Raw genomic sequence first — 20,620 nt, forward strand, 5'->3', positions numbered from 1 at the left:
CGCCTCCCGTGACCTCTCCCTTCGATCTTTCGGGGCGCACCGCGCTCGTGACCGGTTCCTCGCGCGGGCTCGGCCGTGCCATGGCCGAGGGGCTCGCGGCAGCGGGCGCGAGCATCATCCTGAACGGTGCCGATGCCGGGCGCCTCACCGAGGCGGTCGCGGCGATGAATGCGGCCGGCCACAAGGCCCGCGGCCTCAATTTCGACGTGACCGACGAGCAGGCGGTTGTCGCCGCCTTCGCCGCGCTCGATGCCGAGGGCGTCGCGGTCGACATCCTCGTCAACAACGCCGGCATCCAGTTCCGCAAGCCGATGCTGGAGCTGGAAACCGCCGACTGGCGCCGTGTGCTCGACACCAACCTGACCAGCGCCTTCGTGGTCGGCCGCGAGGTCGCCCGCCGCATGGCCAGGCGCGGCCATGGCAAGGTCATCAATATCGGCTCGCTGACCAGCGAACTCGCCCGCGCCACGGTCGCGCCCTACACGGTGGCGAAGGGCGGCATCAAGATGCTGACCAAGGCCATGGCGGCCGAATGGGGCGAGCTCGGCATCCAGGCCAATGCGATCGGCCCCGGCTACATGCTGACCGACATGAACCAGGCGCTGATCGACAACCCGACATTTGACGCCTGGGTGAAGGGCCGCACGCCGGCCCGCCGCTGGGGCCGCCCGGACGAGCTTGCCGGCACCTGCGTCTATCTCGCCTCCTCGGCGTCCGACTATGTCAGCGGCCAGATCATCTATGTCGACGGCGGCATGATCTCGGTGCTGTGAGCCCCCGATAACCGACAAGCGGCGAGGGGGCTTCGCGCCTGCTCGCGACAGATCGAACAGGACGAAACGCCATGAAGATCACCGCCATCGAAACCCTGCATGCCGAGGAATTCGGCAATGTGCTCTGGGTCCGCGTCCACACCGATTCCGGCCATATCGGCCTGGGCGAGACCTTCTACGGCGCCCGGTCGGTCGAGGCGCATATCCATGACACGCTCGCCGGCCGCTTGCTCGGCAAGAACCCGCTGCATATCGAGGCGCTGCATCGCGAGATGACCAACCTGCCGATGGCGCAGTCCTCGACCGGCGCGGAATCCCGCGCGACCTCGGCGATCGACATCGCGCTCTGGGACCATTTCGGCAAGGTCTGCGGCCAGCCGGTGCACCAGATGCTGGGCGGCCTCTGCCGCGACAAGCAGCGCATCTACAACACCTGCGCCGGCACCCGCTATGTTCGCTCCAGCAACATCAAGCCGGTCTCGAACTGGAGCCTGGGCGACGAGGCCAGCCCCTACGAGGACCTGGACGGCTTCATGAACCGCGCCGACGTCTTGGCCGAAAGCCTACTGGAGCAGGGCATCAGCGCGATGAAGATCTGGCCCTTCGATCCCGCCGCGATCGAGAACCACGGCCTCCACATCACCGCCGAGCAGATGAAGAAAGCCGTCGAGCCCTTTGAAAAGATTCGCAAGGCGGTCGGCGACAAGATGGAGATCATGGTCGAGTTCCACTCGCTCTGGAACCTGCCGACCGCCAAGCAGATCGCCCGCGTGCTCGAGCCCTACAAGCCGACCTGGTACGAGGACCCGATCCGGATGAACTCGCCGCAGGCACTGGCCGAATATGCCCGCTCGACCGATGTCTGGGTCTGCGCCAGCGAGACTTTGGGCTCGCGCTGGCCCTACAAGGACATGCTGGAGCGCGACGCCGCCCATGTCGTGATGGTCGACCTCTGCTGGACCGGCGGCCTGACCGAGGGCCGCAAGATCGCCGCGCTCGCCGAGACCTGGCACCGCCCCTTCGCACCGCATGACTGCATCGGCCCGGTCGGTTTCGTCGCGGCGGTCCATACCTCCTTCAGCCAGCCGAACACGCTGATCCAGGAATCGGTGCGCGCCTTCTACCGCGGCTGGTATCTGGAGCTGGTCACCGAGATGCCGCGCATCGAGAACGGTTATGTCTACCCGATGGAAGCGCCGGGCCTCGGCGTCGATCTGCTGCCGGCCGTCTACGAGCGCTCTGACCTGACCGTGCGCCGCTCGACGCTCTGACGCGCCGCCACAAGCCTGGAAACAAAAAAGCCGCCGCCGGGATGCCGGCGGCGGCTTTCGTCTTGTTGCGGGCCGGGATTACTCGGCCGGGGCCATCAGGGGCTCGTCGAGGAAGTCCGGCAGTTCGCCGGCGAGCGCCGCCTTCAGGCGGTTCTCGTCGAGCTCGCCTTCCCAGCGCGCCACCACGATCGTGGCGACGGCATTGCCGATGAAGTTGGTCACCGCGCGGCATTCCGACATGAAGCGGTCGATGCCGAGGATCAGCGCCATGCCGGCGACCGGCACGGCCGGGACGACGGAGAGCGTCGCGGCGAGCGTGATGAAGCCCGCTCCGGTGATGCCGGCCGCGCCCTTCGAGGACAGCATCGCGACGAGCAGCAGCAGGATCTGGTCGCCGAGCGGCAGGTGGATATCCATCGCCTGCGCGATGAACAGCGCCGCCAGCGTCATGTAGATGTTCGTGCCGTCGAGATTGAAGGAATAGCCGGTCGGGATGACCAGGCCGACGACCGAGCGCTTGCAGCCGGCCGCTTCCATCTTCTCCATCAGGCTCGGCAGCGCTGCTTCCGAGGAGGAGGTGCCGATGACGAGGAGTATCTCGTCCTTGATGTAGCGGATCAAAGCCAGGATCGAGAAGCCGTTATAGCGGGCGACAGCGCCGAGCACGACCAGCACGAACACAGCGGCCGTGATGTAGAAGGTCAGGATCAGGAAGGCGAGATTGGCGACCGAGCCGATGCCGTAGCGGCCGATGGTGAAGGCCATCGCGCCGAAGGCACCGATCGGGGCCGCCTTCATCAGGATCGCGACCAGCTTGAAGATCGGGGTCGAGAGCGCCTGCAGGAAGTCGAGTACCGGCTTGCCGCGCTCGCCGACCATCGCCAGCGACAGGCCGAACAGCACCGAGAAGAACAACACCTGCAGGATGTCGCCCGAGGCGAAAGCGCCGACGATCGTCTCCGGGATGATGTTCTGCAGGAAGCCGACGATGCTGGTGTCATGCGCCTTGGCGGCGTAGCCCTGCACGGCCTTGGCATCGAGGCTGGCGGGATTGATGTGCAGGCCGGCGCCGGGCTGGATCAGGTTGCCGATGACGAGGCCGACGATCAGCGCCAGCGTCGAGAAGCACAGGAAATAGATCATCGCCTTGCCGGCGACGCGCCCGACCTTCTTCATGTCGGTCATGCCGGCGATGCCGGTCGAGACCGTCAGGAAGATCACCGGCGCGATGATCATCTTCACCAGCTTGATGAAGGAATCGCCGAGGGGCTTCAGGGCAGCGCCCTGTTCTGGCCAGAAATGGCCGAGCAGGATGCCCGCCGCGATGGCGAACAGAACCTGCACATAGAGATGCTGGTAAAACTTCTTCGGGCGCGCCGGCTGAGCGGGCGCGATGTCGATCATGGTCGCCATGTTCTGCTCCTTGGGTCGGCGGTCGTCTTGGTTTTGTTCGAAACCGCTACCCCTCTTTCGCAACCCGCGTGCCAATCGGCCGGAATTAGGGAAGACAAACGAAATCAATGAGTTGCGATTCCTGGTAGAATCAGTTTGCGAAAGCTCCGAGCGGAATTCCGCACGCTCCCTCTTGATTTGTGCGGAATTCCGCACAACGACTTGGCGATGAGCCGTTCCGGGCGCGATCCATGGCAGAGTGGCGCGACGCAGCGCTGGCTGGTCTTCGGGCTGGTCGTGGCGGCGCTGGCTATCGCCTCGCTCTTCGCCGCCGGTGAGATCGGTCGCAGCCGCGCCGTCGCCGCGACCGAAAGCCGGGCGACCGATGGTGGCACGCTGGCGCTGGCGATCCTGCGCGGCGAGCTGGAGAAGCAGCGCGCGCTTCCCGTCATCCTGGCCCGCGATCCCGATGTCCGGCAGGCCCTGACCGGCGGCAGCCGCCACGGGCTCGACCTCAAGCTGGAAGCCATCGCGAAGGAGGCCCGCACCGCGGTGATCTACCTGCTTGGCCCGGACGGCGTCGCGATCGCAGCGAGCAACTGGAACGAGCCGACCAGCTTCGTCGGCAGCGACTATAGCTTCCGCGACTATTTCAGGGGCGCCGTCGCGAACGGGGCTGCCGAGCAGTTCGCGCTCGGCACGGTCAGCCAGCGCCCCGGCCTCTACATCACCCGGCGGATCGAGGAGGGCGGCCGCAGCCTCGGCGTCATCGTCGTCAAGGCCGAGTTCGACCGCGTCGAGGCGGATTGGCGCGCGCTCGGCGGCCAGACCTATGTCGTCGACAAGCGCGGCGTCGTGCTGCTCTCGACGGTCGAGGACTGGCGCTTCCGGGTCGAGGCGCCGCTCGATCCGGCCACCGCGGCCGCGATCCGGGATTCGCTCCAGTTCGGCACCGCGCCGCTGACCCTGCTGCCGCTGCAGGAGCGCGGCGATCTGGTTCAGGGCACGGGCGCCTTTGCCGGCCGCTCTATCCGCATCCGCCAGCCCGTCGCGACGACCGACTGGCTCCTGGAAGTGCTCCAGCCGGTCGATGCAGCGATCACGGCGGGGCGCTCGCAATCGCAGGCGCTGGCGGCGCTGCTGCTCATGCCGGGGGCGGCGCTGGCCGGTTTCGCGCTCTATCGCCGCCAGCGCAATCTTGTCCGGCAGGAGGCCGATGCCCGCTCCAAGGCCGAGCTGGAGGAGCGCGTCGTCGAACGCACGGCCGAGCTTGCCGGCGCCAACGAGCGCCTCGTCGCCGAGATGGCGAAGCGCACCCGCGCGCAGGAGCGTCTCTCCAATCTCCGCGAGGAACTCGCCAAGGCCAATCGCCTCGCGACGCTCGGCCAGATCACGGCCGGCGTGGCCCATGAGGTCAACCAGCCGCTCGCGGCCTTGCGCACCTATGCCGAGAACGCCCGCACCTTCCTCAAGCGCGCCGAGCCGGCGGATGCGGACGGCGCGCTGGTCCGGATCGTCTCGTTGACGGACCGGATCGGCGCGATCACCGAGGCTTTGCGCGGCTTCGCCCGCCGCAGCAAGGAACCATTGGCCCCGGTCCCGATCGGCGCGATCATCGATGGCGCCCTGACCCTGCTCGAAGGCCCCTTGCGGCAAGCGGGCGTGACGCCGCTCGTCACCGTCCCGCCGGAGCCGGTCCATGTCATCGCCCGCCCGATCGAGCTGGAGCAGGTCTTCGTGAACCTGCTGCGCAATGCGATCGAGGCGCTGATGGAAGGCGGGCAGGGTGGCGAGCCTGCGCTCGCGATCACGGTCACGCCAAATGACGAGCGGGTCGAGATCGCGATCACGGATCGCGGCCCCGGCCTGTCCGAGCAGGCGCTGGCGCAGCTCTTCACCCCGTTCAGCACCTCCAAGCCGAAAGGGCTCGGCCTCGGGCTGGTGATCTCTCAGGACATGATCGTCTCCTTCGGCGGCACCTTGACCGCGACGAGCGTCCTTGGCGCCGGCGCCAGCTTCGTCATCACTCTCGAAAGGGCGGCGGCATGAGCGATTCCGCAGGCTCCATCGCCGCGATCGAGGTCTCCTTCGTCGACGACGATCCCGACCTGCGCGACGCCAATGTTCAGGCTTTGCGCCTCGCCGGCTTCCAGGCGGTGGCGCTGGCCTCCGGCGAGGCGACGCTGGCGCGGATTGGCTCGGATTATGCCGGCATCGTCGTCACCGATATTCGCATGCCCGGCATGGATGGGATCGAACTGTTCCGGCGCTTGCGGGCGCTCGATCCCGATATCCCGGTGATCATGATCTCCGGCCATGCCGATATCGCCACCGCCGTCGGCGCGATGAGCGAGGGCGCCTATGACTTCATCGCAAAACCCTATGCCGGCGAGCGCCTCGTCGAGACGCTTCGGCGCGCCGCCGAGAAGCGTGCGCTCGTCCTCGAGAACCGGCGCCTGCGGGCGCTGGCCGAGCAGGGCGAGGAGGAGACCGCGCTGATCGGCGAGACCGCCGCGATCACCCGCCTGCGCCAGACCATCCGCGAACTCGCCGATGTCGATGTCGATGTGCTCGTGCTCGGCGAGACCGGCACCGGCAAGGAGGTCGTCGCCGGCCTGCTGCACCGGCTCGGCCGCCGCCGCGACAAGCCCTTCGTCGCGCTGAATTGCGGCGCGCTGCCCGACAGCGTCATCGAGAGCGAACTGTTCGGTTACGAGCCCGGCGCCTTCACCGGCGCGCAGAAAAAGCGTATCGGCCGCATCGAGCATTCCAGCGGCGGTACGCTCTTCCTCGACGAGCTGGAGAGCATGCCGCCCTCGGCACAGGTCAAGCTGCTGCGCGTTCTGGAGATGCGCGAGATCGCACCGCTCGGCTCGAACGACCTTCGGCGCGTCGATCTGAGGGTCGTGGCCGCGACCAAGGCCGATCTCGGCGACCCCGCCCAGCGCCGCGATTTTCGCGAGGATCTCTATTACCGCTTGAACGTCGTGACGCTGCGCATTCCGCCCCTGCGCGAACGCCGCCGCGACATTCCGCTGCTCTTCACGCGCTTTCTCGCCCGCGCGGCGGAAAAGTATCGCCGGCCGGTGCCGATGCTGGATCGTGCCGTCGAGCGCCATCTGGTCGAGAACGATTGGCCCGGCAATGTCCGAGAACTCGTCCATTTCGCCGAGCGCGTCGCACTCGGCCTCTCCAGCGACTTGCCGGCGCAGTCCAACCGCTCCGATGCCCCGGTGGCCAGCCTGCCGGATCGGCTCAACGCGATCGAGGCGAACCTGATCCGCGAGGCGCTGGAGGCCAATCGCGGCGATGTCCGCGCGACTCTGGAGATGCTCGGCATCCCCCGCAAGACTTTCTACGACAAGCTCACCCGCCACGGCATCGACCGCGCCGCCTATACGATAACGGAGTGAGCGAGGCTCACCCGAACAGCGCCTGCGGGTCCGGCGTGTACCGCCCCAGCTTGTCGCGATCGATGGTCACGCCGAGCCCCGGCAGGTCGGGGATCGTCAGCCAGCCCTCGGCATCGAGCGCGAAGGGCTTTGCCAGGATGCCATCGACATAGGGGCTGCCACCGATGAACTCGACGAGATCGGCATCGGGGAAGGCGCAGGCCATCTGCAGGTCGGCGGCGAGGCCGAGCGCCGTGTTCCAGCCGTGGCCGACATATTTGATGCCGAGATCATAGGCCATCCAGGCGATGCGGCGCTGCTCCGAGATGCCGCCGACCTTGGTGACGTCGGGCTGGACGATGTCGAGCGCACCCGTCGTCAGCCAGGGAATGAAGCTCTGGCGCCGGGTCAAAACCTCGCAGCCGGCGATCGGCACGGGCGAGGAGCGGCGTAACTCGCGGTAATCGTCGATCGCGTCAGGGCGCACCGGCTCCTCGAACCAGCCGACCTCGTAGTCCGCCAGCATTTCGGCCGTGCGCTTGGCCCATTTCAGCCCATGCGGCCAGAGTGCGTCGCTGGCCCCGGCATCGACGAAGAGCTTGGATTTCTCGCCGGCCGCCTCGCGCGCGGCGCGCACGATTGCCTCGTCGAGCTTGGTGTCGAGCGCCCGGCCGAACGGCCCCCAGCCGATCTTGAAGGCGCTGAAACCCTTGTCGCGATAGCTTGCGACGACATCCTTCATCGCCGCGGGCTCCTCCATCAGGAGCGAGCAATAGGGCTGGACGCGCTCGCGATAGCGCCCGCCGAGCAGGCGCCCGACGCTGAGCCCCGTGGCCTGGCCGAGAATGTCCCACATCGCGATGTCGATGCCGCTGATCGTATGGGTCAGCGTGCCGCCGCGCCCCATCCAGAAGGTGTTCTGGTGCAGCTTCTCGCTGACGAAATCGGGCGAGAGGGCATCGGCGCCGAGGAAGAGCGGCTCCAGCACCTTCAGGCCCGCCTGCACGAGGCGGCCATCGGTGAAGACGCTGCCATAGCCGGTCAGGCCCTGGTCGGTATGCACCGCGATCAGCGCATGGATCGAATCCTCCGGCCGGATCTCGGCCGACCAGCCGCCCTTCGGGCTTTCGCCGAACAGGGGAGCGGCCTCGATGCGGGTGATGCGGAAGGGCGGGAGCCCCGCCGTCCGCCCGGCTGCGCGCGTCTGGATCGGCTGGTCGTTCACGGCAAATCCCTTTCCTTGCGGCGCTGCGCGACGATGGCCTCGTAATCCATCGCGTGGTTCATGACGGTGATGTGCTCGTCGAGCGTGCGCGTGATCACCGCGATATCGCCGGCCTCGAAGGCCGCGAGCAGGTCGACATGCTCCTCGACCACGCCGGCCATCGGCTTGCCGAAGGTGGCGAGGCCGAAAATGATCGTGCATTGCGGCGCAAGCGTCTCCCACAGGTCGAAGGTGACGCTGTTGCCGCCGAGCCGGCAGAGTGCGCGGTGAAAGCCGGTATCGGCGACCGCGACGCCATAGGCGCTGCCGCGCGCCGCCATCAGCTCCATTTCGGCAACGGCGGCGCGGAGTTCATTGAGATGGGCGCCGCGATTGCGGCCGGCCGCGACAGCGCGCACGACCGCGCTGGCTTCCAACGCGATCCGCGCCTCGATCAGGTCCGAGACACGCTCGTTCGTTACGGGGCGCAAGCGGATGCCCTTGTAGTGCTCGCTGACCACGACGCCCTGGCTTTCAAGCAGGCGCAGCGCCTCGCGAACCGGTACGCGGCTGACGCCCAGCTTGCGGGCGAGATCGACCTCGACGATCCGGTCGCCCGGCAGGATCAATCCGGCGGCGGCGCCGGCGATGATCGCCTCGATCGCATGGTCGACGAGCGTCTGCGGCTGTAGTGGCTGCCAATCGGGAGCGGCGCTTTTCGCCCGCTCCTGTGTCGCTGTTTCGGCTGCCCGCATCTGCTCGCTCGTATCCGTCATCCGGCTCTCTGCCTCTCGCTTGACAGGTCGTATGATCGTATACAATCATACGAAACGCAAGAGCGAGGAGGGGTTCGCCATGGCGTCGGAAAGTCGGATTCGGTGCGAGATCGACTTCGAGGCAGCGGGGCGGCAGGCCGGCTATTTGCGCGCGCCGCTCTCGCGCAACACCTCCGGCTGGGGCGTCGTCGAAATCCCCGTGATCAGCGTGAAGAACGGCTCCGGCCCGACGATCCTCTTCACCGGCGGCGTCCATGGCGACGAGTACGAAGGCCAGATCGCCGTCTCGCGCCTCGCCCGCAGCCTTGATCCGGCGAAAGTGCAGGGGCGGGTGATCATGATCCCGGCGCTTAACATGCCGGCCGTGCTCAACGATACCAGGCTCTCGCCGGTCGACAACCGCGACATGAACCGCTGCTTCCCGGGCAATCCGCGCGGCACCTTCTCGGAGATGCTGGCGCATTTCGTCGATACCGTCGTGCTGCCGCTGGTCAATGTCTCCGTCGATCTCCACACGGCCGGCCATTCCGGTGACTCGGCGCTTTCGACCAATATGCATTATGTCGCCGATGCGAAGCTGCGCGAGCGCACCATGGCAGCGGCGGCAGCTTTTGGGGCGCCCTACAATGTCGTGTTCTGGGGCGTCGACGAGGGCGCGACGCTGACCTCCTCGGTCGAGCGGCGCGGCATCCTCTCGCTCGGCACCGAGCTCGGCGGCTGGGGGCGGGTCAATGTCGAGGGCGTTCGCATCGCCGACCGGGCGCTGACCAATATCCTCAAGCATTGCGGCCTGATGGACGGAAAGCCCGACACGACGCAGCGCGACGGCTCGCCCGGCACCCGCCACATGATGGTGCGCGATGCTGCCGGCTATTCCTTTGCGCCGGCAGGCGGCTTGTTCGAGCCGCGCAATGTCGTCGGCGATCTCTGCCGCGCCGGCGATCTCGCGGGTTACCTGCATTTCGTCGAGGACATCGATCGCGACCCGCTGGAGGTGCGCTACCGCCGTGACGGCGTGCTCTGGATGTCGGCGGGACCGGGTCGCGTCCAGCGCGGCGATGCGGTTGCCGTGCTGATGGAGGATTACGACGCGGTGCGCGCCGCCGCCTGATCAAGCTTACGCCTGAACCACAACGTGCCTGACCATCAATCCTGAGGGGACAAGAACATGGCAAAGCACATCATTTTCGGCGCCGCCCTCGCGGCGGCACTCATGCTCGGAGGGGCTCAGAACGCTCTGGCCCAGCGCAAGGGCGGCGACGTCGTCATCGGCATCAGCCAGGCGCCGCCATCGCTCGATGCGCAGATCACCTCGGCGCAGGCCTCGCGCAACGTCACGCTCCATATCTTCGAGACGCTCTATGCCCGCGACGAGAACGCCAAGCCCGTGCCGGAGCTGGCCGAGGGCGTGACGGTCTCGCCCGACGGCAAGACCTATGTCTTCCCGATCCGCAAGGACGTGACCTTCCATAACGGCAAGAAGCTCGATGCCGCCGATGTCGTCGCCTCGCTGGAGCGCTACCGCAAGGTCGGCGCCTCGCCGGCGCTGGTCGCCGCCATCGACACGATCAAGGCGAGTGGCGAGCACGAGGTCACGGTCACGCTGAAACAGGCGCAATCGACCTTCCTCGACAATCTCTCCTCGCCGCGCGCCCCGATCGCGATTTATCCGGCGAGCGAGGCCGCCAAGGAAGCCGGCAAGATCGAGATCATCGGCACTGGCCCTTACAAGTTTGTCGAGTACAGGCCGGACAGCCACGTCAAGCTGACGCGCTATGACGGCTATGCGCCCAATCCGAAGGGCACCGGCCGCGACGGCTTCGCCGGCAAGAAGGAGGCCTTCCTCGACACCGTCACTTTCCGCTTCATGCCGGAAGGCGGCGCCCGCAGCGCGGCGCTCGAAGCCGGCCAGATCCAGTTCAACGAGACCGTGGATGGTCCCACTGCCAAGCGGCTGGGCACCGATAACCGCTTCACCATCCACAAGATGGTGCCGTTCGGCCTGCAGGTGATCAAGTTCAACCAGGCGCAGGCGCCGGCCAACGACGTGAACTTCCGGCTGGCTGTCCAGGCGGCGCTCGACATGGAGGAGATCATGGCGATCTCCTATGCCGATATCTACCAGATGGACCCGAGCTGGCTCTATCCGGGCGCGGCCTTCCATTCGGCCGTCGGCAGCGACAAGTACAACAAGTCCGACGTCAAGCTCGCCAAGGAACTGCTCGCCAAATCCTCCTACAAGGGCGGCAAGATCACCTTCATCACCGACAATCTGCGCCCCAATGTCGACACCGCGACGCTGGTCCAACAGAAGCTGAAGGAGATCGGTGTCGAGGTCGACATCTCCGTCGCCGACTGGCCGACCGTCTCGAAGATCGGCTTCACGCCGACCGGCTGGACCTTCTGGACGCACGGCTTCGGCATCGAGCCCTATGAGGGGCCGGGCTCGGTCATGGCGCCCTGGGTCAACGGCCTCTCGCAGCAGGCCAAGGACCCGGAGATCGACCGCATCGCCGCTGCCTTCAACGCCGAGATGGACGAAGCCAAGCGCAAGGCCCTCTTCGACGCCTTCCAGAAGCACATGTACGATGCGGCGGTGGCGATGAAGGCCGGCAATTACGGCATCTTCCAGGCCTCGACGGCCAAGCTCAAGAACTTCAAGCCCTATCGCATCCCGCGCATGTGGGGCGTCTGGCTGGAGCCCTGAGCGCAGTTCTCAACTGTCCAGAACGAAGTCATCCCGGGCGACCGGAGGGAGATCCGGGATCCATGCCTGAACCTTCTTCGGAAACGCTCCGGCATGGATCCCGGATCTCCCTCCGGTCGCCCGGGATGACACGCATCCCTTTCCGATCATCGACAAGCGCTCGAAAGGAGGGCGGCATGGGGCATTTCCTGATCCGCCGGCTCGCGGGCGCCTTCCTTGTGCTCGTCCTGGTCTCGCTGATGTCCTTCGCGTTGATCTGGCTGGTGCCGGGTGATCCGGCGGCGGCCTTCCTCGACGCCTCGGCGACGCCTGAGCAGGTCGCCAAGCTGCGCAGCGCGCTCGGGCTCGACCTCTCGCTGCCGCAGCAGATGTTCGGCTGGTACGGCCGCATCCTCAGCGGCGATCTCGGCCAGTCGATCCTGCTCAACCGTTCGGTGACGGCGGCCTTGATCGAGCGCCTGCCGGTCACGCTCTCGCTGGCGGCGCTGGCGCTGGCCTTCGCCGTCTTCTTCGGCGTCGCGGCCGGCATCGTCGCCGCCGTCAATCACAACCGCTGGCCCGATCAGGCGGTGATGACCACGGCCTTGCTCGGGCTTTCGGTGCCGGATTTCTGGCTCGGCCTCGTCATGGTTCTGGTCTTCGCGGTGTCGCTCGGCTGGCTGCCGAGCGGCGGCTTCACGCCCTTCCTGGAATCGCCGGGTCAGTGGCTGCGCGGCATGATCCTGCCGGCGCTGACCCTGGGGCTGGTGCAGGTCGGCTTCATCGCCCGGATGGCGCGCGCCTCGATGCTGGATACGCTCAGCCAGGATTATGTCCGCACCGCCGATGCCAAGGGGCTGGCCAAGCTCCATGTCGTCCTGCGCCATGCCCTGCCCAACGCGATGATCCCGATCCTCACTGTCATCGGCATCGTCTCAGGCGCTCTGCTCGGCGGCGCGGTCATCGTCGAGCAGGTCTTCTCGATCCCCGGCATCGGCCGCCTGATCGTCGGCGCCATTGCCTCGCGCGACTTTCCGGTTCTGCAGGGCGGCCTGCTCTTCCTCGCGGTCGTCTATCTCGCGATCAACCTCGTCGTCGACATCCTCTACGCCGTGGTCGATCCGCGGGTGAGGCTGGCCTGATGCAGCGCACGCCCCTCATTGGCCGCGCCGTCTGGGGGCGCCTCTTTCGCAACCGCTCCTTCGTGATCGGGGCCGTACTTGTGCTCGTCATGGTCGCGGTCGCGCTCTCCGCCGACTGGCTCACGCCCTTCGACCCGCTCAAGAGCAATGTCCGCGCGCGGCTCGCGGAGCCCAGCGCCGTGCACTGGTTCGGCACCGATCATTTCGGCCGCGACATCCTCTCCCGCGTCATGATCGGCGCCCGCATCTCGCTCGCCATCGGCGCCTTCACCGTGGTGCTGGCCGGCATCGCCGGCACGCTCTGCGGCGCCATCGCCGGCTATTTCTATCATCTCGATCAGCCGATCATGCGGATCATGGACGCGCTGATGGCGTTTCCGTCGATCGTGCTGGCCATGGTCGTCTCGGCGGTGCTCGGCGCCTCGCTGACCAATGTCGTGATCGCGCTCGCCATCGCCACGACGCCGCATACGGCCCGCATCGTCCGCGCCTCGGTCCTCATCGAGAAGGAGCAGGAATATATCGCCGCCGCCCGCTCGATCGGCGTCGGCGAATGGACCATCCTGTTCAAGCATGTGCTGCGCAACGTCGCCGGCCCGTTGATCGTGCGCCTGACCTATGTCTTCGCCATCGCGGTGCTGGCCGAGGCCGCGCTCTCCTTCGTCGGCGCCGGCCCGCCGCCGCCGGCCGCCTCCTTCGGCTCGATCATCGCCCAGGGGCGCGATTTCATGCGCGAGGCGCCCTGGATCACGGTGTTCCCGGGCCTCGCGATCATCGCCTGCGTGCTCGGCCTCAACCTGCTCGGCGACGGCCTGCGCGACGTGCTCGACCCCCGCCTGAAATTCTGACCCGCCGGAGCCGCCTGATGAAGCGCATCCTGATCGCCGACTGCAAGCAGGAGATCTCCTCCTTCAACCCGCTGCCGTCGCATTACGAGAACTTCCTGATTCACCATGGCGATGGCCTCTACGTCCAGCGCGGCCAGAATCAGGAACTGGGCGGCGCGCTCGCGGTCTTCGAGGCGAGGCCCGATATCGAGATCGTGCCGACGATCTGCGCCCGCTCGGGCAGTGCCGGCCCGCTTTCGGCCGCAGGCTGGAAGAAGCTCTCCGCGGAAATCCTCGCCGCGATCTTCGCCAAGCTCGACCGCATCGACGGCATCTATGTCTCGCTGCATGGCGCGATGGGCGCCGATGGCGAACTTGATCCGGAAGGCTACCTGCTGGAGAAGCTGCGCGAGCGCGTCGGGCCGGACATGCCGATCGTGATCTCGCTCGACCTGCACGGCATCCTGACCGACCGGATGCTGCGCCAAGTCGACGGCTTCGCGATCTACTGGACCTATCCCCATGTCGATTTCGCCGATACCGGCCGGCGCGCCGCCGAACTCCTGCTGAAGCTGATGGCTGGCGGCATGAGGCCCGTTGCCGCCCGCGTCGTCATTCCCGCTTTGGTGCGCGGCGACGAGCTCATCACCAAGACCGGCTGCTACGGCGAGCTCCTCGCCGAATGCCGCCGGCTGGAGGAAGAGGGGCGGGCGCTCGCGGCCGGCATCATGATCGGCAACCCCTTCACCGACGTGCCCGAGCTCTGCTCGCAGGTGCTGATCCTCACCGATGGCGACAAGGCAACCGCCGAGCGCGAGGCGATCCGGCTGGCCGAGGAGTTCTGGCCCTTGCGCTTCCGCATGCAGGGCAAGCTCGTTCCGCTCGACCGTGCCATCGCCCAGGCCCGCAGCATCGACGGCCCGGTGATTTTCACGGACGCTGCCGACGCGACCTCGTCGGGCGCCTCCGGTGACAGCAACCTGATCCTCGCTGCCTTGCGCAAGGCGCGCTACGGCAAGCGCGTGCTGGCGCAGATCGTCGACGCGCCGGCCGCCGCAGCCGCGCACAAGGCCGGTATCGGCGCGACGATCGAGATCACGCTCGGCGGCTCGATCGATCCCGCCCGCTTCTCGCCGATGCAGGTCAAGGCCAAGGTCAAGCTGCTCTCGGACGGCGAAGCGGCGCTGGAGACGATGAAGGCGCCGTTGAGCGCCGGGCCGACCGCGGTTCTGACCTGGGACAATGTCACCGTCGTGGTGATGAGCCGCTCGGTCAGCCTGTTCGACCGCGCGATGTACTACGCCAACGGCATAGGCCCGACCGATTTCGACTTGATCGTCGTGAAGTCGCCCCACACCGAATTCCATATGTTCGACCAGTGGTGCGCGCGAAACTTCAACATCGATGCGCCCGGCGCGACCTCCGCCAACCTGAAAAGCCTCGGCCACACCATCTGCGCCCGGCCCATCTACCCGCTCGACGAGGGCGTCACCTTCGCGCCCCGCGCCACGATCTACGAACTGTGAGGAGAAGACCCGTGCCCAGGATCGAGGCCGTCGATTTCTTCTATCTCGCCATGCCCGTCGTCACCGACGAGGCCGATGGCAGCCAGGATGCGCTGCTGGTCAGGGTCGCGGCTGGCGGCCATGTCGGCTGGGGCGAATGCGAGGCGGCGCCGCTGCCCTCCATCGCCGCCTTCATCTGCCCGATGTCGCATGGCGTCTGCCGGCCGGTCGCCGATTCCGTGCTTGGCCAGACCTTGGAAAGCCCGGAGGACATCGCCCGCATCGCCGCCGCCGTCGCCTATAACTCGATGGACCTGCTGCAGGCGCCGCATACCTTCTCGGGCGTCGAGATGGCGCTGTGGGATATCCTCGGGAAGATGCGGTCCGAGCCGGTCTGGCGCCTGCTCGGCTACGCGAAAAGCCATCCCAAGACGCCCTATGCCTCGGTCCTCTTCGGCGACACGGCGCAGGAAACCCTCGAACGCGCCCGCGATGCCCGCAGCCGCAGCTTCCGCGCCGCCAAGTTCGGCTGGGGGCCGATCGGGCGGGGCAGCGTCGAGGCCGATGCCGAGCATTTCGTCGCCGCTCGCGAGGGTTTGGGGCAGGACGGCATCCTGCTGATCGATACCGGCCAGATCTTCATCGAGGATGTCGAGCGCGCTGCTGCCCGTCTGCCTGCGATGGAGAAGGCGAAAGTGCTCTGGTTCGAGGAGCCCTTCCACGCCAGCGCGCTCGAAGCCTATGGCAGCCTGGCCAGGCGCAGCCCCAAGGTCCGTTTGGCCGGCGGGGAGGGCGCCCATAACGAGTCGATGGCCCGGCAGCTCATCGATTATGGCGGCATCGGCTATGTCCAGATCGATTGTGGCCGCATCGGCGGCATCGGCCCGTCCAAGGCGGTCGCGGATTATGCGGTCGCGAAGGGCGTGACCTTCGTCAACCACACCTTCACCTCGCATCTGGCGTTGTCGGCCTCGCTCCAGCCCTATGCGGGCTTGGCCGAGCACGAAATCTGCGAATACCCGGCGATGCCGAAGCCGCTCGCCACGGCGATCTCGGCCAATCATCTGGAGCGTGACGCGAACGGGCAGGTCGCGGCGCCCGACGCGCCCGGCCTCGGCATCAAGGTCGCGACCACGGCGCTACGCGGCTATCTGCAGGAGGTCGAGATCTCGGTAGGCGGCAAGCGGCTCTACAGCACGCCCAGCCTCTGAAGAGCTGTTCGCTTGACGCAGCGCCAAGCCCTTATAGGGTGTGCGCCGATCGAGGTTCTCCGGGTTGCTTCCGGAGCTAAGAGGGAATTCGGTGCTGCGCGCTTACGCGCAAAAGCCGAGGCTGCCCCCGCAACTGTAAGCGGCGAGCTTTCCGTCCATCGTCCACTGGCGCCTGATGCGCCGGGAAGGCCGGGCGGAAGCGGCATCGACCCGCGAGCCAGGAGACCTGCCCCGGTCGTCGAAGACGTCTTTCGGACGGGGTGTTCCGGAGCTGTGTGTGTCGATGGCGGCCTTGTGCCGCCTTCCCGTCCCACATGCCCAAAGCTGCCCCGGCCGTCATCTCGGGGAGCGATGAAGTCCATGTTCACGAAGACAAATGCACAGGCCGCTCGGGGCGGCTTGACGGCCGCGTGCCGCGCACTCTATCAGAAATGCAACATTATTACATTTCGGATGGCCTCGATGCCGGCTGCGCGCCCGTTCAATACCTTGCTTCGCCTCTCGGCCGCCGCGCTGTTCGGCGCTCTCGCCGCCGGCGCGGCCAGCGCGGCGCCGACCAAATACCCGCTGACGCTGGAAAATTGCCGCGAGACGATCACCTTCAACGCCGCGCCCAAGCGCGTCGTCGCGATCGGCCAGACCCAGACGGAAATCCTCTATGCGCTCGGCCTCGGCGATCGCGTCGTCGGCACCGCGGTCTGGTTCTCGCCGGTGGCCAAGCCCTATGAGGCGGTCAACGCCAAGGTGAAGCGCCTCGCCGATAACGACCCGAGCTTCGAGGCGGTGCTGGCGCAGGAGCCCGATCTCGTCACCGCGATGTTCGAATGGCATGTCGGGCCCAACGGCATCGTCGGCAAGCGCGACCAGTTCGCCAAGGTGAAGGTGCCGGCTTACGTCTCGCCGACCGATTGCGTCGGCAAGGACAATTCCGGTGCCGGCGACGGCGTGCGCACCCAGATGTTCACGATGGAGTTGGTCTATCGCAACATCCGCGAATTCGGCGCGGTCTTCGACGTCGCCGACCGGGCCGAGACGCTCGTCGCCGAGCTCAAGGCCCGCGAGGACAAGGCGGTCGAGCAGGTCGCCAAGCTCAAGGCGCAGGACGTGCCGGTCGTCGTCTGGTTCTCCAGCAAGGACATCAAGGGCGACGGCTTCATGGCCGGCAAGAACGGCGTGCCCGCCTATATCCTGTCCAAGCTCGGTGCCCGCAACATCATCGCGACCAACGAGGAATGGCCGCTGGTCGGCTGGGAGAGCATCGCCGCCGCCAACCCGGCCGTGATTGTCACCGTGAAGATGGACCGCCGCCGCTTCCCGGCCGATGATATCGAGAAGAAGCTGGAATTCCTCAAGACCGACCCGGTCGCCAGCAAGCTCGATGCCGTCAGGAACAACCGCGTCGTCATCCTGGATGTCGGCGCGACCCGCGCCGGGCTCGACACGGTCGACGGCATCGAGACCCTCGCCAAGGCAATCGCCGGCTTCGGTCTCTCGCGTTGAGCCACGCCGCCCATGGGCCGAACTGGCCGGCGCGGATCGGCATCGCACTGGCCTCGCTGCTGGCGCTGACCTTATCGGTCGCGCTGGCGGTGACGATCGGCGAGATGCGCATCCCGCTGGACACGGCCCTGAAGGCGCTCGGAAACGGGCTGTTCGATCTCGACTTCCCGGTCAGCGCGATCCAGCAGGGCGTCATCTTCGATTATCGCCTGAGCCGCGCGCTGATGGCGGGGCTCTGCGGCGGCGCGCTCGCTCTGTCCGGCGCGATCCTGCAGGCGCTGCTGCGCAATCCCTTGGCCGAGCCCTATATCCTCGGCATCTCGGCGGGCGCCTCGACCGGCGCCGTCGCGGTACTGATCCTCGGCATCAGCATCGGCGGCGCGGTGCTCTCGGTATCGGCCGGCGCCTTCATCGGCTCCTGCGCCGCGCTCGTCGTCGTCGCCTTGCTGGCGGCAGGGGCGGGCGGCGCGAGCGACCGCGTCATCCTCGCCGGTGTCGCCACCTCGCAGCTCTTCAATGCGGCCACCGCGACGATCGTGACGACGCTCGCGAGCGCCGAGCAGGCGCGCGGCGTGATGTTCTGGCTGCTCGGCAATTTCGGCGGCGTGCGCTGGCCCGATCTCTGGATGGCGGCGCCGGTTGCCTTCATCGGCTTCGGCATCTGCATGCTCCACGCCAAGGTGCTGGACGCGTTCGCCTTCGGCGTCGATGCAGCCGCCTCGCTCGGCGTCGCGGTGACGCGGGTGAAGGTCGTGCTCTTCGCGACCACGGCGGTGATGACGGCGGTGATGGTCTCGATCGTCGGCACCGTCGGCTTCGTCGGATTGATCATCCCTCATGCCGCGCGCTTCCTCGTCGGCTCCGGCCATGCCCGCCTGCTGCCGGCCTGCCTCGTCATCGGCGCGATCTTCATGATCCTCGCCGACATCCTCTCCCGCATCCTGATCCCGCAGCAGATCCTGCCGATCGGCGTGGTCACCGCCCTGTTCGGCGCCCCGGTCTTCGCGCTCATCCTTTACCGTGCCCGGAGGCCGGCATGACGCTCGCCACCCGCGAGGTCCGCTGGGGTGCCGGCGGCCGGATGATCGTCGACGGCGTGACGCTGGAGGCTGCGCCCGGCCGCGTGCTCGGCCTGATCGGTCCCAACGGCTCCGGCAAGTCGAGCCTGCTCCGGTTGCTCTGCCGCCTACGCAATGTCGCGAGCGGCGTCGTCACCCTCGACGGAAACGACATCGCCGCCGTGCCGCGCCGCGAGCTCGCCCGCCGTCTCGCCTTCGTCGAGCAGCAGGCGACGACCGAAATCCAGCTCTCCGTCTGCGATGTCGTTCGGCTCGGCCGCACGCCGCATCGTGCCGCGTTGGCCTCCTGGAACGACGCCGACGAAGCCGCCGTCAACGAGGCGCTGGCGCGGGTCGGGCTCACCGAGCGCCATGACCAGTTCTGGCATACGCTCTCAGGCGGAGAGCGCCAGCGCGTCCATATCGCCCGCGCGCTCGCGCAGGAGCCGAGCGAGCTGATCCTGGACGAGCCGACCAATCATCTCGATATCCAGCATCAGCTCTCGATCCTGAGCCTGGTCCGCCGCCTCGGCATCACCTGCATTATGGCGCTGCACGATCTCAACCTCGCCGCCATGTTCTGCGACGAGATCGCGCTGCTGCATGATGGGCGGCTTCAGGCGGCCGGCGCGCCGGAGGAGGTCCTGACGGCCGAGGCGATCCAGCGCATCTTCGGTGTCGCGGTCTCGATCCGCTTGGGAGACTCAGGCCGCCGACACATCGAATACCTGATCGAGGCCGAACCGCGGAAGGCTGCACCCGGAAGCGATTGAGGCCGGGCCTCTACTCCGCGGCCGCCTGCCGCTTGTCGAAGAAGCGTTCGCAGGCTTCGGCGACGCGCGCGACGGAGGCGTCGTTCACATCGAGATGGGTGACCCAGCGCAAAGTGCCGTAACGCCCGCTGACGGCGATGCCGCGCTCGCGCAGGAAGGTGGCGAAAGCCGCAGTGTCGAACGCCTTGGGCGACATGAACACCATGTTCGTGCGGGCTGGCCCGGCGCCGAGCTCCGGAAAACGTCCGAGCACCTCGGCGAGCGCCGCAGCGCGCCGATGATCCTCGCTGAGTCGGTTGACGTTATGCTCCAGCGCATAGATCGCTGCTGCCGCGATCACGCCGGTCTGGCGCATGCCGCCGCCCAGCATCTTGCGGATGCGGCGGGCCTTCGCGATGAAATCCTTGGGGCCGACCAATATCGAGCCGATCGGCGCACCCAGTCCCTTGGACAGGCAGAGCGACACCGTGTCGAACTGCCCGGCGATCCAAGCTGCATCGCGATTGCTCGCCGCTGCCGCGTTCATCAGGCGGGCGCCGTCGAGATGGGTGGCGAGCCCACGCGAACGGGCAAGCCCGGTCGCGGCTTCCAGATAGGCGTCCGGTAGGACAAGGCCGTTGAAGGTGTTCTCCAGCGCCAGCAGCCGCGTCATCGCGAAATGGAAATCGTTCGGCTTGATCGCGTTGGCGATGGCATCGAGTGCGATCGTGCCGTCCGGCTCGTTGGGCAGGGGCTGCGGCTGGATCGAGCCGAGCACGGCCGCGCCGCCGCCTTCCAGCCGATAGGTATGGGCCATCTGGCCGACGATATATTCCTCGCCGCGCTCGCAATGGGCCATCAGCCCGGCGAGATTGGCTTGCGTGCCGGTGGGGAAGAAGAGCGCCGCTTCCTTGCCGAGCCGCTCGGCGGTCATGGCTTCCAGCCGCTTGGTCGTCTGGCAATCGTCATAGACGGCGTCGCCGACCTCCGCCGCCGCCATGGCGGCGCGCATCCCGTCGCCGGGGCGCGTCACCGTATCCGAGCGGAAATCATCCACGATCATCGATCCGATCCTTGCGGGCTGTGTGGCCACACTACCCGGCACTCGCCCGAGCCATCATGCAAAATTGA

17 protein-coding genes and 1 riboswitch are annotated in these 20,620 nt (G+C 67.2%); of the genes, 13 read left to right on the plus strand and 4 right to left on the minus strand.

What is annotated here, in order from left to right; translation table 11 throughout:
• The first annotated feature begins 8 nt into the window (after nucleotides 1-8).
• Nucleotides 9-773, plus strand: coding sequence for an SDR family oxidoreductase (locus AC07NY_RS16360; RefSeq protein WP_494584720.1), 765 nt, complete (start codon nucleotides 9-11; stop codon nucleotides 771-773).
• 71 nt (nucleotides 774-844) lie between these two features.
• Complete coding sequence (locus tag AC07NY_RS16365) at nucleotides 845-2,044, plus strand: mandelate racemase/muconate lactonizing enzyme family protein (protein ID WP_199089499.1); 1,200 nt, start codon at nucleotides 845-847, stop codon at nucleotides 2,042-2,044.
• Nucleotides 2,045-2,122: 78 nt separating this feature from the next.
• Here AC07NY_RS16365 and AC07NY_RS16370 read toward each other — a convergent pair whose 3' ends face one another.
• A complete protein-coding gene (locus tag AC07NY_RS16370; protein ID WP_492284731.1) occupies nucleotides 2,123-3,448 on the minus strand; it encodes a dicarboxylate/amino acid:cation symporter in 1,326 nt (441 codons plus the stop codon).
• Between the two features lie 216 nt (nucleotides 3,449-3,664).
• Between AC07NY_RS16370 and AC07NY_RS16375 the strand changes: the two genes are divergently transcribed.
• The gene (locus AC07NY_RS16375) at nucleotides 3,665-5,485 is read left to right on the plus strand and encodes a sensor histidine kinase (protein WP_494584721.1); all 1,821 of its coding nucleotides are present in this window, start codon (nucleotides 3,665-3,667) and stop codon (nucleotides 5,483-5,485) included.
• Nucleotides 5,482-6,849 carry a sigma-54-dependent transcriptional regulator gene (locus tag AC07NY_RS16380; protein WP_494584722.1) on the plus strand — a complete coding sequence of 456 codons (1,368 nt, stop codon included), beginning with the start codon at nucleotides 5,482-5,484 and terminating at the stop codon, nucleotides 6,847-6,849. Before AC07NY_RS16375 ends, AC07NY_RS16380 begins: the two co-directional genes overlap by 4 nt.
• A 7-nt stretch (nucleotides 6,850-6,856) precedes the next feature.
• Here the strand turns inward: AC07NY_RS16380 and AC07NY_RS16385 are convergent, their stop codons facing one another.
• A complete protein-coding gene (locus AC07NY_RS16385) occupies nucleotides 6,857-8,053 on the minus strand; it encodes a mandelate racemase/muconate lactonizing enzyme family protein (protein WP_494584723.1) in 1,197 nt (398 codons plus the stop codon).
• Nucleotides 8,050-8,808 (minus strand): GntR family transcriptional regulator, encoded by a 759-nt coding sequence (locus AC07NY_RS16390; protein ID WP_494584724.1) that lies wholly within the window; start codon nucleotides 8,806-8,808, stop codon nucleotides 8,050-8,052. The genes AC07NY_RS16385 and AC07NY_RS16390 overlap by 4 nt, the downstream gene beginning before the upstream one ends.
• Before the next feature lie 79 nt (nucleotides 8,809-8,887).
• On the opposite strand from AC07NY_RS16390, the gene AC07NY_RS16395 reads away from it, so the two are divergent.
• From AC07NY_RS16395 to AC07NY_RS16435, 9 genes are all read left to right on the plus strand, one after another.
• Nucleotides 8,888-9,919 (plus strand): succinylglutamate desuccinylase/aspartoacylase family protein, encoded by a 1,032-nt coding sequence (locus AC07NY_RS16395; RefSeq protein WP_494584725.1) that lies wholly within the window; start codon nucleotides 8,888-8,890, stop codon nucleotides 9,917-9,919.
• Between the two features lie 57 nt (nucleotides 9,920-9,976).
• On the plus strand, nucleotides 9,977-11,515 hold the full coding sequence (locus tag AC07NY_RS16400; RefSeq protein ID WP_494584726.1) for an ABC transporter substrate-binding protein: 1,539 nt from the start codon (nucleotides 9,977-9,979) through the stop codon (nucleotides 11,513-11,515).
• 176 nt (nucleotides 11,516-11,691) lie between these two features.
• Nucleotides 11,692-12,636, plus strand: coding sequence for an ABC transporter permease (locus AC07NY_RS16405; RefSeq protein WP_494584727.1), 945 nt, complete (start codon nucleotides 11,692-11,694; stop codon nucleotides 12,634-12,636).
• Nucleotides 12,636-13,484 (plus strand): ABC transporter permease, encoded by an 849-nt coding sequence (locus AC07NY_RS16410; protein ID WP_492283850.1) that lies wholly within the window; start codon nucleotides 12,636-12,638, stop codon nucleotides 13,482-13,484. The genes AC07NY_RS16405 and AC07NY_RS16410 overlap by 1 nt, the downstream gene beginning before the upstream one ends.
• Before the next feature lie 17 nt (nucleotides 13,485-13,501).
• The gene (locus tag AC07NY_RS16415) at nucleotides 13,502-14,989 is read left to right on the plus strand and encodes a M81 family metallopeptidase (protein ID WP_494584728.1); all 1,488 of its coding nucleotides are present in this window, start codon (nucleotides 13,502-13,504) and stop codon (nucleotides 14,987-14,989) included.
• A gap of 11 nt (nucleotides 14,990-15,000) precedes the next feature.
• The gene (locus AC07NY_RS16420) at nucleotides 15,001-16,179 is read left to right on the plus strand and encodes a mandelate racemase/muconate lactonizing enzyme family protein (protein WP_494584729.1); all 1,179 of its coding nucleotides are present in this window, start codon (nucleotides 15,001-15,003) and stop codon (nucleotides 16,177-16,179) included.
• A gap of 35 nt (nucleotides 16,180-16,214) precedes the next feature.
• A riboswitch (cobalamin riboswitch) is annotated at nucleotides 16,215-16,427 on the plus strand.
• A gap of 214 nt (nucleotides 16,428-16,641) precedes the next feature.
• Complete coding sequence (locus tag AC07NY_RS16425; protein WP_494584730.1) at nucleotides 16,642-17,679, plus strand: ABC transporter substrate-binding protein; 1,038 nt, start codon at nucleotides 16,642-16,644, stop codon at nucleotides 17,677-17,679.
• Nucleotides 17,676-18,719, plus strand: a complete 1,044-nt coding sequence (locus tag AC07NY_RS16430; protein WP_492283847.1) for a FecCD family ABC transporter permease — start codon at nucleotides 17,676-17,678, stop codon at nucleotides 18,717-18,719. The genes AC07NY_RS16425 and AC07NY_RS16430 overlap by 4 nt, the downstream gene beginning before the upstream one ends.
• Nucleotides 18,716-19,510: an ABC transporter ATP-binding protein gene (locus tag AC07NY_RS16435; protein ID WP_492283846.1), complete on the plus strand. Its 795-nt coding sequence runs from the start codon at nucleotides 18,716-18,718 to the stop codon at nucleotides 19,508-19,510. The genes AC07NY_RS16430 and AC07NY_RS16435 overlap by 4 nt, the downstream gene beginning before the upstream one ends.
• 10 nt (nucleotides 19,511-19,520) lie before the next feature.
• Here the strand turns inward: AC07NY_RS16435 and ltaE are convergent, their stop codons facing one another.
• Entirely contained in the window at nucleotides 19,521-20,552 is a 1,032-nt protein-coding gene (gene ltaE, locus AC07NY_RS16440) for a low-specificity L-threonine aldolase (RefSeq protein WP_494584731.1), read from the minus strand.
• Nucleotides 20,553-20,620: the final 68 nt, after the last annotated feature.

The organism is Allobosea sp. GW821-FHT09G06, assembly GCF_059416005.1.

Bases quoted from the DNA above. Each gene is read 5' to 3' on its own strand.
- AC07NY_RS16365 (WP_199089499.1), top strand. From the start codon at position 845: ATGAAGATCACCGCCATCGAAACCCTGCATGCCGAGGAATTCGGCAAT.
- AC07NY_RS16370 (WP_492284731.1), bottom strand. From the start codon at position 3,448: ATGATCGACATCGCGCCCGCTCAGCCGGCGCGCCCGAAGAAGTTTTAC.
- AC07NY_RS16375 (WP_494584721.1), top strand. From the start codon at position 3,665: ATGAGCCGTTCCGGGCGCGATCCATGGCAGAGTGGCGCGACGCAGCGC.
- AC07NY_RS16380 (WP_494584722.1), top strand. From the start codon at position 5,482: ATGAGCGATTCCGCAGGCTCCATCGCCGCGATCGAGGTCTCCTTCGTC.
- AC07NY_RS16390 (WP_494584724.1), bottom strand. From the start codon at position 8,808: ATGACGGATACGAGCGAGCAGATGCGGGCAGCCGAAACAGCGACACAG.
- AC07NY_RS16395 (WP_494584725.1), top strand. From the start codon at position 8,888: ATGGCGTCGGAAAGTCGGATTCGGTGCGAGATCGACTTCGAGGCAGCG.
- AC07NY_RS16400 (WP_494584726.1), top strand. From the start codon at position 9,977: ATGGCAAAGCACATCATTTTCGGCGCCGCCCTCGCGGCGGCACTCATG.
- AC07NY_RS16405 (WP_494584727.1), top strand. From the start codon at position 11,692: ATGGGGCATTTCCTGATCCGCCGGCTCGCGGGCGCCTTCCTTGTGCTC.
- AC07NY_RS16410 (WP_492283850.1), top strand. From the start codon at position 12,636: ATGCAGCGCACGCCCCTCATTGGCCGCGCCGTCTGGGGGCGCCTCTTT.
- AC07NY_RS16415 (WP_494584728.1), top strand. From the start codon at position 13,502: ATGAAGCGCATCCTGATCGCCGACTGCAAGCAGGAGATCTCCTCCTTC.
- AC07NY_RS16425 (WP_494584730.1), top strand. From the start codon at position 16,642: ATGCCGGCTGCGCGCCCGTTCAATACCTTGCTTCGCCTCTCGGCCGCC.
- AC07NY_RS16435 (WP_492283846.1), top strand. From the start codon at position 18,716: ATGACGCTCGCCACCCGCGAGGTCCGCTGGGGTGCCGGCGGCCGGATG.
- ltaE (WP_494584731.1), bottom strand. From the start codon at position 20,552: ATGATCGTGGATGATTTCCGCTCGGATACGGTGACGCGCCCCGGCGAC.